Source organism: Stenotrophomonas sp. STEN014 (assembly GCF_056760315.1).
On the sequence record NZ_JBRREN010000004.1, the window covers coordinates 254,363 to 270,104 of the forward strand.

General features: G+C 61.8%; 14 protein-coding genes. 11 read left to right on the top strand and 3 right to left on the bottom strand.

Annotation, left to right across the window (positions count from 1 at the left end; translation table 11 throughout):
• Positions 1–166 precede the first annotated feature (166 nt).
• From cmk to galU, 8 genes are all read left to right on the top strand, one after another.
• The gene (gene cmk / locus ACVOMC_RS07905; RefSeq protein ID WP_481523509.1) at positions 167–844 is read left to right on the top strand and encodes a (d)CMP kinase; all 678 of its coding nucleotides are present in this window, start codon (positions 167–169) and stop codon (positions 842–844) included.
• A gap of 195 nt (positions 845–1,039) precedes the next feature.
• On the top strand, positions 1,040–2,731 hold the full coding sequence (gene rpsA / locus ACVOMC_RS07910; RefSeq protein ID WP_481523510.1) for a 30S ribosomal protein S1: 1,692 nt from the start codon (positions 1,040–1,042) through the stop codon (positions 2,729–2,731).
• 90 nt (positions 2,732–2,821) lie between these two features.
• Positions 2,822–3,127 carry an integration host factor subunit beta gene (locus ACVOMC_RS07915; RefSeq protein WP_054656848.1) on the top strand — a complete coding sequence of 102 codons (306 nt, stop codon included), beginning with the start codon at positions 2,822–2,824 and terminating at the stop codon, positions 3,125–3,127.
• A 75-nt stretch (positions 3,128–3,202) separates the two neighbouring features.
• Entirely contained in the window at positions 3,203–3,499 is a 297-nt protein-coding gene (locus ACVOMC_RS07920) for a lipopolysaccharide assembly protein LapA domain-containing protein (RefSeq protein WP_481523511.1), read from the top strand.
• Positions 3,500–3,505: 6 nt separating this feature from the next.
• A complete protein-coding gene (gene lapB / locus ACVOMC_RS07925; protein ID WP_481523512.1) occupies positions 3,506–4,684 on the top strand; it encodes a lipopolysaccharide assembly protein LapB in 1,179 nt (392 codons plus the stop codon).
• 3 nt (positions 4,685–4,687) lie between these two features.
• A complete protein-coding gene (locus ACVOMC_RS07930) occupies positions 4,688–5,662 on the top strand; it encodes an MraY family glycosyltransferase (protein ID WP_481523513.1) in 975 nt (324 codons plus the stop codon).
• A 14-nt stretch (positions 5,663–5,676) separates the two neighbouring features.
• Positions 5,677–7,590 carry a polysaccharide biosynthesis protein gene (locus ACVOMC_RS07935; RefSeq protein WP_481523514.1) on the top strand — a complete coding sequence of 638 codons (1,914 nt, stop codon included), beginning with the start codon at positions 5,677–5,679 and terminating at the stop codon, positions 7,588–7,590.
• Entirely contained in the window at positions 7,590–8,468 is an 879-nt protein-coding gene (galU, locus tag ACVOMC_RS07940; protein WP_481523515.1) for a UTP--glucose-1-phosphate uridylyltransferase GalU, read from the top strand. The genes ACVOMC_RS07935 and galU overlap by 1 nt, the downstream gene beginning before the upstream one ends.
• Before the next feature lie 277 nt (positions 8,469–8,745).
• On the opposite strand, the gene ACVOMC_RS07945 is transcribed toward galU, so the two are convergent.
• The 3 genes from ACVOMC_RS07945 to ACVOMC_RS07955 all read right to left on the bottom strand — a co-directional run bounded on the left by ACVOMC_RS07945 (position 8,746) and on the right by ACVOMC_RS07955 (position 13,094).
• Positions 8,746–9,954, bottom strand: coding sequence for an acetyl-CoA C-acyltransferase (locus ACVOMC_RS07945; RefSeq protein WP_481523516.1), 1,209 nt, complete (start codon positions 9,952–9,954; stop codon positions 8,746–8,748).
• A 79-nt stretch (positions 9,955–10,033) separates the two neighbouring features.
• Entirely contained in the window at positions 10,034–12,406 is a 2,373-nt protein-coding gene (locus tag ACVOMC_RS07950) for a 3-hydroxyacyl-CoA dehydrogenase/enoyl-CoA hydratase family protein (RefSeq protein WP_481523517.1), read from the bottom strand.
• Positions 12,407–12,440: 34 nt separating this feature from the next.
• Complete coding sequence (locus ACVOMC_RS07955) at positions 12,441–13,094, bottom strand: TetR/AcrR family transcriptional regulator (protein ID WP_481523518.1); 654 nt, start codon at positions 13,092–13,094, stop codon at positions 12,441–12,443.
• A gap of 210 nt (positions 13,095–13,304) precedes the next feature.
• On the opposite strand from ACVOMC_RS07955, the gene ndk reads away from it, so the two are divergent.
• From ndk to pilW, 3 genes are read left to right on the top strand one after another with little or no spacing between them, the layout of a single operon-like run.
• The gene (ndk, locus tag ACVOMC_RS07960; protein WP_054656861.1) at positions 13,305–13,730 is read left to right on the top strand and encodes a nucleoside-diphosphate kinase; all 426 of its coding nucleotides are present in this window, start codon (positions 13,305–13,307) and stop codon (positions 13,728–13,730) included.
• Between the two features lie 15 nt (positions 13,731–13,745).
• Positions 13,746–14,951, top strand: coding sequence for a dual-specificity RNA methyltransferase RlmN (gene rlmN, locus ACVOMC_RS07965; protein ID WP_481523519.1), 1,206 nt, complete (start codon positions 13,746–13,748; stop codon positions 14,949–14,951).
• 10 nt (positions 14,952–14,961) lie between these two features.
• Positions 14,962–15,741 carry a type IV pilus biogenesis/stability protein PilW gene (gene pilW / locus ACVOMC_RS07970; protein WP_481523574.1) on the top strand — a complete coding sequence of 260 codons (780 nt, stop codon included), beginning with the start codon at positions 14,962–14,964 and terminating at the stop codon, positions 15,739–15,741.
• Position 15,742: the final 1 nt, after the last annotated feature.

The window sequence follows — 15,742 nt, forward strand, 5'->3', positions numbered from 1 at the left end:
GGAGTTCTCAGGAGCGCGGCCGCGGATATGCAGGTGGACGCTCGTTCAAGCCCGCCATTCTACCGGCTATTTCCATGGCGGTTCAAGTGGTTGCGCGCTGTCGCTACGTCAGGGTGGTGGTGTGGGGCGCTAGAATAGGCCGACTCCCATCAAAACAGGCCTCCCGATGAGCCAGCTTCCTCCCGTTTTGACCATTGATGGCCCCTCCGGGGCGGGCAAAGGTACCGTAAGTCGTATCGTTGCCCGTCATCTGGGGTGGCACTATCTGGACTCGGGGGCGCTGTACCGGGCGGTGGGGGTGGCGGCCAGTTGGGCGGACATCGATACCTCTGACGCCTCGGCACTGGTGCGGTGCACGTTCGATACCAAGGTCCAGTTCGTTGAGCGGGGTGAGAGTCTGCGGGTGCTGGTGAACGGTACCGACGCCACCGACGAGCTCCGGCTGGAAACCACCGGGGCGCTGGCCTCGGCGATTGCGGCGATTCCGGAGGTGCGGGCGGCGCTGAAGGAGCGGCAGCGCGCATTCAGGCTTGCGCCGGGACTGGTGGCCGATGGTCGCGACATGGGAACAGTGATCTTTCCGGATGCCCCATTCAAGGTTTTCCTGACTGCGAGCGCCGAAGAGCGTGCATTGCGCCGGCATAAGCAGTTGAAAGAAAAAGGGGTTTCGGTTAACTTTGAAGACCTCCTGCGCGAGATCATGGCCCGCGACGCCCGTGATGCACAACGCGCAGTGGCGCCCCTGAGGCCGGCAGACGATGCTGTCCTCATCGACACCAGCGGCATTGGCATCGACGACGTCGTTGCCAGGGTGCTGGGTCTGGTCCCCACGCAGGGGGCTTGATCCACGCTGCGCCGAGTGTGGCCAGTGCATCGGCCGCAGTCGCAGAAGAGAAGTTGCAACAACCCCGCTGCGCAATAGTGCGTGGTGGGTTTTTCCATTCACATGCGGCTGCTTCCACGGAGCCGACCAACAGGCTGGGCAGTACGGGTTTCCGCAACAGATCCGCTGTCCGTGTGTTCAACTGAGTAAATCTAAATGACCGAATCATTTGCAGAACTGTTTGAAGCCAGTCAGGCCAATCTGGCCAAGCTGAAGCCCGGTGCCATCGTTATCGGTACCGTCGTTGATGTCCGCGGCGACGTGGTGGTGATCAACGCCGGCCTGAAGTCCGAAGGCATCGTGCCGATCGAACAGTTCCGTAACGACGCTGGTGAAATCGATGTGGGCGTGGGCGACCAGGTGAAGGTTGCGCTCGACTCGCTCGAGAACGGCTTCGGCGAAACCGTCCTGTCGCGCGAGAAGGCCAAGCGCGCGATGGTGTGGGACGAGCTGGAAGAAGCGTTGGAAAAGAACGAAACCATCACCGGCCGCATCAGCGGCAAGGTCAAGGGTGGTTTCACCGTGGACATCAAGGATGTCCGCGCGTTCCTGCCCGGTTCGCTGGTCGATGTGCGCCCGGTGCGCGACCCGGCCTACCTGGAAGGCAAGGAGCTGGAGTTCAAGCTCATCAAGCTCGACCGCAAGCGTAACAACGTGGTCGTTTCCCGCCGTGCGGTTGTCGAGAGCGAGCACTCGGAAGAGCGCGAGCAGCTGATGGACAAGCTGCAGGAAGGCGCCATCCTGAAGGGTGTCGTCAAGAACCTCACCGACTACGGCGCGTTCGTGGACCTGGGCGGTATCGACGGCCTGCTGCACATCACCGACATGGCATGGAAGCGCGTGCGCCATCCGTCCGAAGTCGTGAACGTCGGCGACGAGCTGGACGTGCGCGTGCTGAAGTTCGACCGCGAGCGCAACCGCGTTTCGCTGGGCCTGAAGCAGCTGGGCGAAGATCCGTGGGATAACATCTCGCGTCGTTACCCGGCCAACAGCCGCGTGTTCGGCAAGGTCTCCAACGTGACCGATTACGGCGCATTCGTCGAGATCGAGCCGGGCGTCGAAGGCCTGGTGCACGTGTCCGAAATGGACTGGACCAACAAGAACGTCAACCCGTCCAAGGTTGTGCAGGTTGGTGACGAAGTCGAAGTGATGGTGCTGGACGTCGATGAAGAGCGTCGCCGCATCTCGCTGGGCATGAAGCAGGTTGCCGCCAATCCGTGGGAAACCTTCGCTGCCATCTACAAGAAGAACGACAAGGTGTCCGGTCAGATCAAGTCGATCACCGACTTCGGCATCTTCATCGGTCTGGATGGCGGTATCGACGGCCTGGTCCACCTGTCCGACATCAGCTGGGCGACCACTGGCGAAGACATCGTGCGCAACTTCAAGAAGGGCGACACGCTGGAAGCCGTTGTGCTGGCGGTCGATCCGGAGCGCGAGCGCATCTCGCTGGGCGTCAAGCAGCTGGAGCAGGATCCGTTCGGCCAGTACATGGCGACCAATCCGAAGGGCTCCAAGGTCGAAGGCGTGGTGAAGGAAGTTGACGCCAAGGGTGCCGTGATCGAACTGGCCGACGGTATCGAGGGCTATGTGATGGCGCGTGATATCGCCAACGAGCGTGTTGACGATGCCACCCAGCACCTGAAGGTCGGCGACAAGATCGAAGCCAAGTTCGTGGGCATGGACCGCAAGGGCCGCACCCTGCAGCTGTCGATCAAGGCCAAGGACGAAGCCGAGACGGCTGAAGCGCTGGCTGAGTTCAACAAGAACTCGACCGAAGCGGCGGCAGGCACCACCAGCCTGGGCGCACTGCTGCGTGCTCAGCTGAACGGGAACAAGTCCGAGTAATTCGGGCGGCCTGTTGTAGATGTGACCTGGGCGGCCCGGACATCAGTCCGGGCCGTTTCAGGGTAAGACCCTGCCATTGACGAGTACGCAATGACCAAATCCGAACTGATCGAAATCCTGGCGCGCCATCAGGCGCATCTGAAGGCAGACGATGTCGATCTGGCGGTGAAGTCGTTGCTGGAAATGATGAGCGGGGCGCTGGCCTCCGGTGAGCGGATCGAGATCCGTGGGTTTGGCAGTTTTTCCCTGCATTACCGCTCTCCCCGCCTGGGGCGCAACCCGAAGACGGGTGAGTCGGTGGCCTTGCCAGGTAAGCATGTGCCGCACTTCAAGCCAGGCAAGGAGTTACGCGAACGCGTCAGCCCTGTCGTGCCGCTGGAAAGCGATCCGGCCTGAACGCCTTCACCGGGTACTGCGAATTCATGCTTCGGGCGGTAAGCTACGGGCACCAATTTTAGGGGCGGTAGCCGAGTGAAAATCGTCCGTTTGTTGTTGTTGCTGGCGGTACTGGTTGGTGGGCTGGTGATCGGCTCGCTCAACTCCCAGCCAATCGACATCAGTCTTGCTTTCTGGGTATTACAGACGACCTCGGGCCTTGCGATCATCGCTTCGCTGCTGCTGGGGGCGCTGGTTGGTGGCGGCATGGTGCTGCTGGGGCTCGTTGTCCCGCTATACGCCAGATTGCGTCGCGCCAATAAGGCCCTGTCTTCTGCTGTGGTCGAGCCTTCCGGCTCGGCGCAGCCACCTTCTCCATTTGATGGACGCTGATCACCGATGGCCTTTATCAGTGAGTGGTTCTGGTTTTTCCTGTTTCTGCCGATCGCGGCGGTCAGCGGTTGGGTCATCGGTCGGCGGGGGGGGCAGCGTCATAGTGAGAGTCAGGTCAGCCGTCTTTCCAGCACCTATTTCCGTGGCTTGAACTATCTGCTCAACGAGCAGCCGGACAAGGCGATCGAGCTGTTTTTGCATATCGCCGAGCTGGACAAGGAAACATTCGAGACCCAGGTGGCGCTGGGTCACCTGTTCCGCCGGCGCGGAGAGGTGGATCGCGCGATCCGCCTGCATCAGGGGCTGGTCAATCGCAGTGATCTGAATGACGCCCAGCGCGTGCAGGCACTGCTCGCCTTGGGCGAGGACTACATGAAGTCCGGCCTGCTGGATCGCGCCGAAACCGTGTTTACCGAACTTGCGCAGCTGGATCAGCGGGCGCCACAGGCTCTGAAACATCTGATCAGCATCTATCAGGCCGAGCGCGACTGGGAGAAGGCGATCCAGAATGCCACCCGTTACGAAGAGGTCACGGACGAGCCGATGGGCAAGCTGATCGGCCAGTTCGAATGCGAGCTGGCCGAGCGGCATCGCGCGGCCGGGCGGCTGGACGAGGCTCGGGCGGCGATCAAACGGGCCAACGTGGCCGATGCGATGAGTGTCCGTGCCGGCATCATCGAAGGGCGGTTGGAGAGCGACTTCGGCAACGATGAGTTGGCAGTCCGGGCGTTCGAGCGGGCGGCGCGCAATGATCCGGATTACTTGCCCGAGATCCTTCCGCAGTTGCTGAAGAATTACCGTAATGTCGGCGATATCGCCGGTGCCCGGGCATTTCTGGCTGAAATGACCGAGCACTACCGGGGCATCGCACCCGTGCTGGCGTTGACGCACTTGATGGAAGAGCAGGAAGGGGTTGCGCCGGCGCGGGCCTATCTGGGCCGTCAGTTGAAGGATCGCCCCTCGGTGCGCGGCGAGTCGGCGCTTATCGATTTGACCCTTGCCGAAGGTGCGGACCCGATCGCGACGCTACAGGACCTCAAACACATCACCGACCAATTGCTGGTTCGTAATCCTTCCTATCGCTGTACGCGTTGTGGATTCGGCGCACGTACCCATCATTGGCAGTGCCCCAGTTGCAAAGAGTGGGGTTCGGTCAAGCCGCTGCTGAATTTCGCGGTCCTCTGAGTCGTGTCGTTGCACTATGTCCTTCTGTTGGTGCTGGTTTTCAGCGCTGCAACTATTGTGACTTGGGTGGCGATCCGCTACGCGCTGTGGCGTCAGTTGTTGGATCAGCCGGGCGAGCGACGCAGCCATCGGGTGACCACGCCTCGTGGCGGCGGTATCGGTATCGTGGTGTCGCAGCTGCTGGCATGCGTGCTCGCAGTTACGCTGTTTCCTGTTTTTGCCATTCCAGTAGCAGTGTTCGCTCTCGGTTTGCTGCTGGTGGCGGGTATCGGCTGGTGGGATGACCATCGCGCTTTGCCAGCGCTTCCTCGTCTGTGTGTGCACTTGCTGGCAGCCCTTCTGCTGGGTGCAATGGTGTGGGCGGAAAGCGGCAGCCTGCTCAAGGCGCTGTTTTGCGCAGGTCTGGCGGTTTCATTGATCAACATCTGGAATTTCATGGATGGCATCAATGGCCTGGCTGCAACCCAGGCGATCATCGTCGGGCTGGGCGCAGTACTGCTGTTGCCACAACCGTATTCATTTGTGGCGTATGCATTTGTAGTGGGCTGTGCCGGCTTTCTTCCTTTCAACTTCCCGCGCGCCCGCGTGTTCATGGGTGATGTGGGCAGTGGCGCGCTTGGGTACCTGGTTGCCGGGTTGCTGGCCTTGGGGCTCTGCGTAACGGAGGTTGCTCCAGTGCTATGGCTGCTGCTTCCAGTGGCGTTCTTCATCGATGCCGGATTCACGCTTCTGCTGCGGATCTTGAACGGAGAGCCTTGGATGGAGGCACATACGCAGCACCTCTACCAGCGATTTGTGAAGCGTGATTTTAGTCACTTTGCGGTCACGCTCGGTTACGTGGCTTTCAGTCTGATCGGGCTTACAATCGCCGTTGTATTTTCAAGGCTACCCCTAGTTTGGGGTTGGGCAGGGGGCTCAATCTGCATTGCCGCAGCGGCGGTGATCTGGATTTCCTTTCGCGCAAGATCAATTTCATAAGGATGATGGTGGGTATGAGGTCTTTGCGAGAGCGCTTCGTTGGGGGGGGGCTGCGATATGCGGTGATGACACATGACCTGGTCATGGTCTGGCTGTGTTGGCAGCTGCTGTTCCTGGGGCGCTATGCCTTGTTGAATGATGCGCCTCCCCAGCCCTGGTTCTCGCTTGACGTATTTGTAGTCATCGCGCTGCAGGCGCTGGCTTTCTGGAAGGTTGGCCTCTATCGGGGTCTATGGCGTTTTGCCAGTGTTGCTGACCTGATCAATATCTTCAAAGCGAGTTTCATCGGATTGCTCGCCATTCTCGTGGTGTTCTCGTATCGCCGACTGGAAGGTATTCCCATCTCGGTATTGGTGGTCTATCCCTTTGCGTTGTCGGCGTTGCTAGGTACGCCACGCCTGCTGTACCGCGCGTGGAAGGACTACCAGGCAGTCAATTCGGATGCCAGGGCGCGGCGGGTTCTCGTGTTGGGCGCTGGTCATGCTGCAGAGTCCTTGATCAAGGATCTTCGCCGGTCAGGCGACTATGAACCGGTTGGATTGTTGGATGATTCGACCCATCTGCAGGGCGCCAAGCTGCATGGCACCCCTATCCTTGGCCGGCTGGATGATGTTGTTCCGGTTGCCAGGGAGACGGACGCCAAGCTTCTGGTCATCGCGATTCCGACACTCGACGCCGCCGGCATGCAGCGGGTGGTGGGCCTCTGCGAAAGTACGGGGTTGCCGTTCCGCACTGTTCCCCGATTGGCCGATATTCTGGATGGGAACTCTTTGCCAGGGCAACTCAAGGAAGTTGCGATTGAGGACCTGCTGGGCCGGAAGCCGATCCTGCCGGATTGGGAGCTGATTCGTGGCTGGCTCCGCGGCCGGACAGTTCTGGTGACGGGGGGCGGGGGATCCATCGGGTCGGAATTGTGTCGTCAATGCGCACGACATGGGGTCGCCAAGATTGTCGTTCTTGAAATCAGCGAATTGCTGATGATCAACATCCAGGCGGAACTGCGCAGGAATTTTCCCGATTTGCAGGTGCTCGGCTTGCTGGGTGACTGCGGAGATCCGGCTGTGATTCGCCATGCCTTGAGCAGCTATCATCCTGATACTGTCTTTCATGCGGCTGCTTACAAGCAAGTTCCACTGCTTGAGGATCAGTTGCGTGAGGCCGTGCGCAACAACACTCTGGCCACAGAGTGTGTGGCGACCGCATGTGTTGAGGCCAAGGTGGAGAATTTTGTATTCATCTCCACCGACAAGGCCGTGGATCCGGTGAATTCGCTGGGAGCGACCAAGCGCTATGCGGAGATGATTTGCCAGAGTCTGGACAAACGTTCCGCTGCAACGAGGTTTCTGACGGTCCGCTTTGGCAATGTGCTCGGATCCGTGGGGAGTGTGGTACCGCTGTTCCGTGAGCAGATCAGAAAGGGCGGTCCAGTCACCGTAACCCACCCGGATGTCAGTCGCTATTTCATGACAATCCCGGAGGCCTGTCTGCTTATCCTGCAGGCGGCAGCTTCGTCATCGCGCGGTGCCATCTACATGCTGGATATGGGAGAGCCGGTGCTTATCCGGCATCTGGCCGAACAGATGATCCGACTGGCAGGCAAACAGCCGGGAGTGGATATTCCAATCGTATACACCGGCCTGCGTCCAGGTGAGAAGCTGCATGAAAGCCTTTTTTATGCCGATGAGAAGTGTCGCCCCACGGCGCACCCCAAGGTCATGGAAGCGGGCGTGCGTGAGTTCTGTCCAGAGTTGGTGCTTGGCAACATCGCCGGTTTGCGACGAGCAATAGCCGATTACGACATCAATGCGATGCGTGAGATTCTTCTCGCGACGATTCCCGAGTTCAGGGCGGTCGAGGAGCCGTGTTCCGCCAATGCGGGTGCGAAGATCGTACCTTTCCCCTCAAAAGAAGCAGGAAGGATTCACTGATGCATGAGCGGATAAAGAAAGCGGTGTTTCCTGTGGCGGGCTTGGGTACCCGGTTTCTGCCGGCGACCAAGACGGTCCCCAAGGAAATGCTGCCGATCATTGATCGGCCGCTGATCCAGTACGCCGTCGATGAGGCTATCGAGGCCGGTTGTGACACGCTAATCTTCATCACCAACCGCTACAAACATGCGGTAGCCGACTATTTCGACAAAGCCTACGAGCTAGAACAGAAGCTGGAGCGCGCCGGTAAGCTGGAGCAGCTGGAGCAGATACGCCATGTACTGCCCAAAGGCGTGCGGGCCGTGTTCGTAACCCAGACCGAGGCGTTGGGGTTGGGGCATGCGGTTTTGTGTGCCAAGCCGATCGTCGGCAACGAGCCATTCGCGGTGCTGCTGCCCGATGACCTTATCTGGAACCGTGGTGACGGTGCCCTGAAGCAGATGGCCGACTTCAATGCCGCCAGTGGCGCCAGTGTCATCGCGGTCGAAGATGTCCCGCACGACAGGACCGGCAGTTATGGCATCGTGGCGACCGACAAGTTCGATGGTCGTCATGGCCACATCACCCAGATCGTCGAAAAGCCCAAGCCCGAAGATGCGCCCAGTGATCTGGCGGTGGTGGGGCGCTATGTGCTGAGCCCGAAGATCTTTGAGTTGCTCGAAGCTACCGGCACAGGTGCTGGCGGCGAGATCCAGCTGACCGATGCGATCGCACAACTGCTCAAGACCGAGCAGGTGGATGCATATCGTTTTGAAGGCAAGCGTTTTGACTGCGGTACGCATCTCGGGCTGGTCGAGGCGACGGTTCGCTTCGCACTGGAGAACGACAAGCTGGCAGGACCGGCGCGTGCGATGATGCAGAAGATGCTGTCCGAGTAAGCGTCAGAGACAGATCTGGAAGCGGATGTTGTCTGCCAGCTGGGCAGGTTCGAAAGGCAGCCGCAAGGCTGCCTTTCTTTTTTGATGTGATGCCGGTGTCCCGTAGGGTGTGGTCGCGCTGTGCCGGGACGCTATCGGGCAGCTGTCTGCCGGCCAATGCTCGGGGCAACACATTCGGCTTGCTTGATTGCGAATGAGCTAGGCCTTTTCCCATGGTCGCTGAAAAGAGAAGGCGGCCCTGTGGCCGCCTTCGTCCATCAACAGCATGGCGAACCGCTTATAGCGATTCGAAAATGCCTGCAGCGCCCATGCCGGTACCGATGCACATGGTCACCATGCCGTACTTCTGCTGGCGACGGCGCAGGCCGTGCAGCAACGTTGCGGTACGGATCGCACCAGTGGCGCCCAGCGGGTGACCCAAGGCGATGGCGCCGCCCAGCGGGTTGATCTTGGACGGGTCCAGCCCGCAATCGCGGATCACCGCCAGCGACTGTGCGGCGAAGGCTTCATTGAGCTCGATCCAGTCCAACTGGTCCTGGCTCAGGCCGGCCTGCTTCAATGCCTTCGGAATCGCCGCGATCGGGCCGATGCCCATCACTTCCGGGCGCACGCCGGCGACCGAGAAGCTGACGAAGCGGGCCAGCGGGGTCAGGCCGTAGTCCTTGATCGCCTGCTCCGATGCCAGCAGCACGGCACCGGCGCCATCGCTCATCTGCGAGGAATTGCCCGCGGTGACCGAACCGCCGAACTGGCCATTGCGGAACACCGGGCGCAGCTTGGCCAGTCCTTCTGCGGACGAGTCCAAGCGCGGTCCTTCGTCCGTGTCGGCGATCTTGTTGCGGGTGATGATGCGCTTGCCATCGGCCAGATCCGGCAGGTGCGAGACGATGTCGTAGGGGCTGATTTCGTCCTTGAATTCGCCGTTCCGGATTGCGGCGATGGCCTTCTGGTGCGAGGCCAGGGCGAACGCGTCCTGTTCTTCGCGCGAGACCTTCCATTCCTCGGCGACCTTCTCGGCGGTGATGCCCATGCCGTAGGCGATGGCAACGTGGTCGTTGTCGAACACGCTTGGCGCCATCGCGATCTTATTGCCCATCATCGGCACCATCGACATCGATTCGGTGCCGCCGGCCAGCATCAGGTCGCTGTTGCCCAGACGGACCTGGTCAGCAGCCATCGCCACGGCCTGCAGGCCGGATGAGCAGAAGCGGTTCACCGTCTGCGCGGCGATGGTGTTGGGCAGGCCAGCCAGCAGCACGCCGATGCGTGCCACGTTCATGCCTTGCTCGGCTTCGGGCATGGCGCAGCCGATGATGGCGTCGTCGATGCGGTTGACGTCCACGCCCGGAGCCTGGGCGACCACGCTCTTTAGAACGTGGGCGAGCATGTCGTCCGGACGGGTGTTGCGGAACATGCCCTTGGGCGCCTTACCAACCGGGGTGCGGGTGGCGGCGACGATGTAGGCGTCCTGGATTTGCTTGGTCATTGCAGTGATCTCTTCAATAGGTGTGAGCGTGAGGGCGGGCAAGGGCGGCGCTGGCAGCGCCACCCCGAGGCACGCTCACTCAGTTCCGCAGTGGCTTGCCGGTCTTGAGCATGTGCGCGATGCGGGCCTGGGTCTTTTCCTGCTGGGCCAGTTCGACGAAGTGCTTGCGCTCCAGGGTGAGCAGCCACTCTTCGTCGACCACGCTGTTGCGATCGACGTTGCCGCCGCACAGCACGGTGGCAATACGCTCGGCGATCTCGTAGTCGTAGGGGCTGATGAAGCGGCCTTCGAGCATATTGACCAGCATCATCTTGAAGGTGGCGATGCCCACGTCACCGGCCACGCGGATGCGGCGTGCCGGCAGCGGCGGACGGTAGCCGCCTTCGGCCAGCGCGGTGACTTCAGCCTTGGCGATGTGCAGCAGCTCGAAGCTGTTGAACACCACCTTGTCGGTGCCGCGCATCAGGCCCAGTTCCTTGGCGTTGACCGCTGAATTGGAGACCTTGGCCATGGCCACGGTTTCAAAGGTCTTCTTCAGCTCGGCGAACACGTCGCCGTCCGGGCCGGCCGCCTGCGAGGCGCGCACGGCGATTTCTTTCAGGCCGCCACCGGCCGGCAGCAGGCCGACGCCGGCTTCGACTAGGCCGATATAGCTTTCCAGCGCCGCCACCGACTTGGCCGCATGCATCTGGAATTCGCAACCGCCGCCCAAGGCCAGGCCACGCACCGCGGTCACCACCGGCACGGTGGCGTACTTGATGCGCTGGCTGGTGCGCTGGAAGTTGGCCACGATCGCCTCGAATTCGGCGATCTTGCCGGCCTGCAGTGCACCCAGTGCGCCAGCCAGGTCGGCGCCCGCCGAGAACGGCTCCTTGTTCTGCCAGATCACCACGCCCTTGAACTGCTTTTCAGCCAGACCGATGGCGTGCTGGATGCCGTCCAGCACCTGGTCGGAGACGGTGTTCATCTTGGTCTTGAAGCTGATGACGCCGATGCCATCGCCGTCGGTCCACAGACGGATGCCGTCGTTCTCGAACACGGTTTCGCCCGGCGCGAACTTCTCGCCCAGCAGTGCGTCCGGAAAGCGTTGGCGCTGGTAGACCGGCAGCGAGGAACGCGGCACCAGGGCATTCTGCGACGGGCTGTAGCTGCCTTCGGCAGCGTGCACGCCGTCACGGCCGTCCAGCACCCAGGCCGGCAGCGGCGCATTGCTCATGCTCTTGCCGGCGGCGATGTCGTCGGCGATCCACTGTGCCACCTGCTTCCAGCCAGCTGCCTGCCAGGTCTCGAACGGGCCCAGCGACCAGCCGTAGCCCCAGCGGATGGCCAGGTCGACGTCGCGCGCGGTTTCGGCGATATCGGCCAAATGGTAAGCGCTGTAGTGGAACAGGTCGCGGAACGTCGCCCACAGGAACTGCGCGTGCGGGTGCTGGCTTTCGCGCAGCTTGGCGAACTTCTCGGCCGGATTCTTGATCTTCAGGATCTCGACCACTTTCGGCGCAGCGGCGCGGTCGGCAGGACGGTAATCCTGCTTTTCAAGGTCGATGACCATGATGTCCTTGCCGACCTTGCGGAAGATGCCAGCGCCGGTCTTCTGGCCCAGTGCACCCTTGCTGATCAGTGCGCCCAGCCAAGCCGGCGCGTGGAAGTACTTGTGCCACGGGTCGTCAGGCAGGGTGTCGCCCATGGTCTTGATGACGTGGGCCATGGTGTCCAGACCGACCACGTCCGAGGTGCGGTAGGTCGCCGACTTCGGACGGCCGACCAGCGGGCCGGTCAGGCCGTCCACCTCGTCAAAGCCCAGGCCGAACTGCTGGGTGTGGTGGATGGTCGACAGGATCGAGAACACGCCGATGCGGTTGCCGATGAAATTCGGGGTGTCCTTGGCGTAGACCACGCCCTTGCCGAGGTTGGTGGTCAGGAAGGTTTCCAGGCCTTCCAGCACCGCCTTGTCGGTGGTCTTGGCCGGGATCAGCTCGGCCAGGTGCATGTAGCGCGGCGGGTTGAAGAAATGCACGCCGCTGAAGCGGTGGCGGAGTTCTTCCGGCAGCACGTCTGCCAGCTTGTTGATGCCCAGGCCTGAGGTGTTGGACGCCAGTACCGCGTGTTCGTTCACGAACGGTGCGATCTTTTTGTACAGGTCCTGCTTCCAATCCATGCGTTCAGCGATGGCTTCGATGATCAGGTCGCAGTCGCGCAGCTGCTCCAGGCCGGAGTCGTAGTTGGCCGGGGTGATGGCCTCGGCCAGCGCCTTGCTGGCCAGCGGCGCCGGGCTCAGTTTGCCGAGGTTGGCAATGGCCTTGAGCACGATACCGTCGGCAGGACCTTCCTTTGCGGCCAGGTCGAACAGCACGGTGTCGACGCCGGCATTGGTCAGGTGGGCGGCGATCTGCGCACCCATGACGCCTGCGCCAAGGACGGCGGCGCGGCGGACAATCAGGGAATTGGACATATCGATAAACCTTTGATCTGCGAGGACGGGTGGATCAGGTGAGGGAGGTTGAATCCGGCGCGCGCGCACTGGCGCGGAAGCCGGCTTCGGCGAAATGGATCAGTTCCTGCGCGGCCTTGCTGCGATGGGCGGCCTCGCTGATGTTGTGTGGGCGCTTGATCAGGCCGAAATCGGCCATGGCGTAGGTCAGCGAACCGGCCAGGAAATCCAGGCGCCAATAAAGTTCCTCTTTGCTCAGGCCCGGCACGCAGGCGCCGATGGCCTTGCCGAACTCGCGCAGCACGTGGCCGTAGTGGTCGGACAGGAACTTGCGCAGGTTGTCGTTCTTCTCGGCATAGGCGCGGGCGATGACGCGGACGAAGGCGCCGCCGCTCTGGCGGTCCTGGGCCATCGCCAGCGCAGGCTCGACGAAAGCGGCCAGCACCGGGCGCAACTCGCCGGGATGGGCGGTGCGCGCCTGTTCCAGCTGGCTCAGGCGGGCGGCGGACATCTCGTCCATGCGGCGGCGGAACACTTCATTGACCAGGTTGTCCTTGGACCCGAAGTGGTAGTTGACCGCGGCGATGTTGACATCGGCATGACTGGTCACCTGGCGCAGCGACGTGCCGGCGAAGCCGTACTGGGCGAACAGTTCCTCGGCTGCGCCGAGAATCCGGTCCTTGGTGGAAAAGCTGGCGGGTTTGCCCATGGCGGCTCAATCAATCAAACGATTGTTTAAATCCTACGCCTGTGCCCGGGCTCCGGTCATGCTGCCATGCAGCATCGTTCATCCGCCGCTGTGCAAACGCCGGGGTCAACCGGTAGAATTACCCACCGCAATCCAAGCTAAGCCCGCGTCCGCACGCGGGTTTTTTTCATGTACCCTCGGGCCGACCGGCCCATATACCGGAGAATTCCCATGGCGCTCGAGCGCACTCTTTCCATCATCAAGCCCGACGCCGTCGCCAAGAACGTGATCGGTGAAATCTACGCCCGCTTCGAAAAGGCCGGCCTGAAGATCGTGGCTGCCAAGTACAAGCAGCTCTCGCGCCGTGAAGCCGAAGGCTTCTACGCCGTGCACCGCGAGCGTCCGTTCTTCAACGCCCTGGTCGAGTTCATGATCTCCGGCCCGGTGATGATCCAGGCCCTGGAAGGCGAGAACGCCGTGCTGGCCCACCGTGACCTGCTGGGCGCCACCAACCCGAAGGACGCTGCGCCGGGCACCATCCGCGCCGATTTCGCTGATTCGATCGACGCCAATGCCGCCCACGGTTCGGATTCGGTCGAGAACGCAGCCATCGAAGTGGCCTATTTCTTCGCTGCCACCGAAGTGGTTTCGCGCTAAGCAGAGGTTGAAGTCGTGAACGAGGTCGTACAGACACCCGCCATCCAGCCGTTGCCGAAAACGGCATCCAGCGCTGGCAAGCAGAACCTGCTCGACCTTGATCGCGCGGGCCTGGAAACGTTCTTCGTCGAAACCCTCGGCGAGCAGAAGTTCCGTGCCCATCAGGTGATGAAGTGGATCCACCACCGCTACGTCACCGATTTCGACCAGATGACCGACCTCGGCAAGGCGCTGCGCGCCAAGCTGCAGCAGCATGCCGAGGTCGTCGTCCCGAATATCGTGTTCGACAAGCCCTCGGTCGACGGCACCCACAAGTGGCTGCTGGCGATGGGGGTGGATGGCAAGAACGCCATCGAAACCGTGTACATCCCCGACAAGACCCGCGGCACGCTGTGCGTGTCCTCGCAGGTCGGTTGCGGTTTGAACTGCACGTTCTGCTCCACCGCCACCCAGGGTTTCAACCGCAACCTGAGCACCGCCGAGATCATCGGCCAGGTGTGGGTTGCCGCCCGTCACCTGGGCAATGTGCCGCACCAGATGCGTCGTCTCACCAATGTGGTGATGATGGGGATGGGCGAGCCGTTGATGAATTTCGACAACGTCGTGCGTGCGATGAGCATCATGCGCGATGACCTAGGCTATGGCCTGGCCAACAAGCGCGTTACCCTGTCCACGTCCGGCCTGGTACCGCAGATCGACCGTCTCTCGGTCGAGAGCGATGTGTCGCTGGCCGTTTCCCTGCACGCACCCAACGATGAGCTGCGCGAGACACTGGTGCCGCTCAACAAGAAGTACCCGATTGCCGAGCTGATGGCTTCTTGCGCGCGTTACCTGCGCGGCAACAAGAAGCGCGATTCGGTGACCTTTGAATACACCCTGATGAAGGGCATCAACGACCAGCCCGAGCACGCCCGCCAGCTGGCGCGGCTGATGCGCCAGTTCGACAACGCGGTGCAGGCCAAGGATTCGGGCAAGGTCAATCTGATTCCTTTCAATCCGTTTCCGGGAACGCGCTACGAGCGCTCTGACGAAGAGCAGATTCGCGCTTTCCAGAAGATCCTGCTTGATGCGCACGTGTTGACGATGGTGCGCCGTACCCGTGGCGATGATATCGACGCGGCCTGTGGCCAGCTCAAGGGGCAGGTGATGGACCGCACCCGTCGCCAGGCCGAGTTCAACCGTCTGCTTGCGGCGCAGGAAAACGGAGATGTCGTTGCTTGATCGCCTGCTGATGCTGCTGGTCGCCACAGTGCTGGTTACCGGCTGCGGGCATGGTCGCGATTCCAGGACGGGAACGGTTCGGCGCATCGAGCAGGTCGCGCCGCAGTACGATCTGCGCGATGACAAGCAGGCGCGTCGGCGCATTCAATATCAGGAGTTGCTGCGTCTGTCCGGTGACCGGCTGGGACGCAACCAGCTCGACGACGCACTCAAATACGCCCGCTCCGCGCAAAAGCTGGAGCCCTCGGTTCCGGATGCTTACACCGTACAGGCGGTGATCGAAGGCTACAGGGCCAATCCGGCGGCCGCCGGAGAGCTGTATCGCAAGGCCGCCGAGCTGGCGCCGAAGCAGGGCGATGTGGCCAACAACTACGGCGCCTGGCTGTGCGGCAATGGTCATCCGGCAGAAGCGCTGGTCTGGTTCGACAGGGCGCTGGCGGATCCGGCGTACGCCGCACGGGCCGATGCACTGGCCAATGCCGGGGGCTGTGCGCTGGATGCGGGGCAGCGCGAACGTGCCGAGCGCGATCTCCGCCAGGCGCTGGCCTTGGCGCCTGACAACGCGTATGCGCTGGAGTCGATGGCACGCAGCGAGTACGCCCGGGGGCGCTATTTCGAGGCGCGGGCCTTCTATCAGCGGCGTCTTGCGGCTGCGCCGGCCACGGTTTCCGTGTTACAAATTGCCATTCAGATTGAAGAGCGGCTGGGCGACAGGAGTGCCGCCGGTCGATACCAACAGCGGCTGCGCGAGGAGTTTCCCTCGACAGCGGCCTCGAATCCCCAAGGCTAGT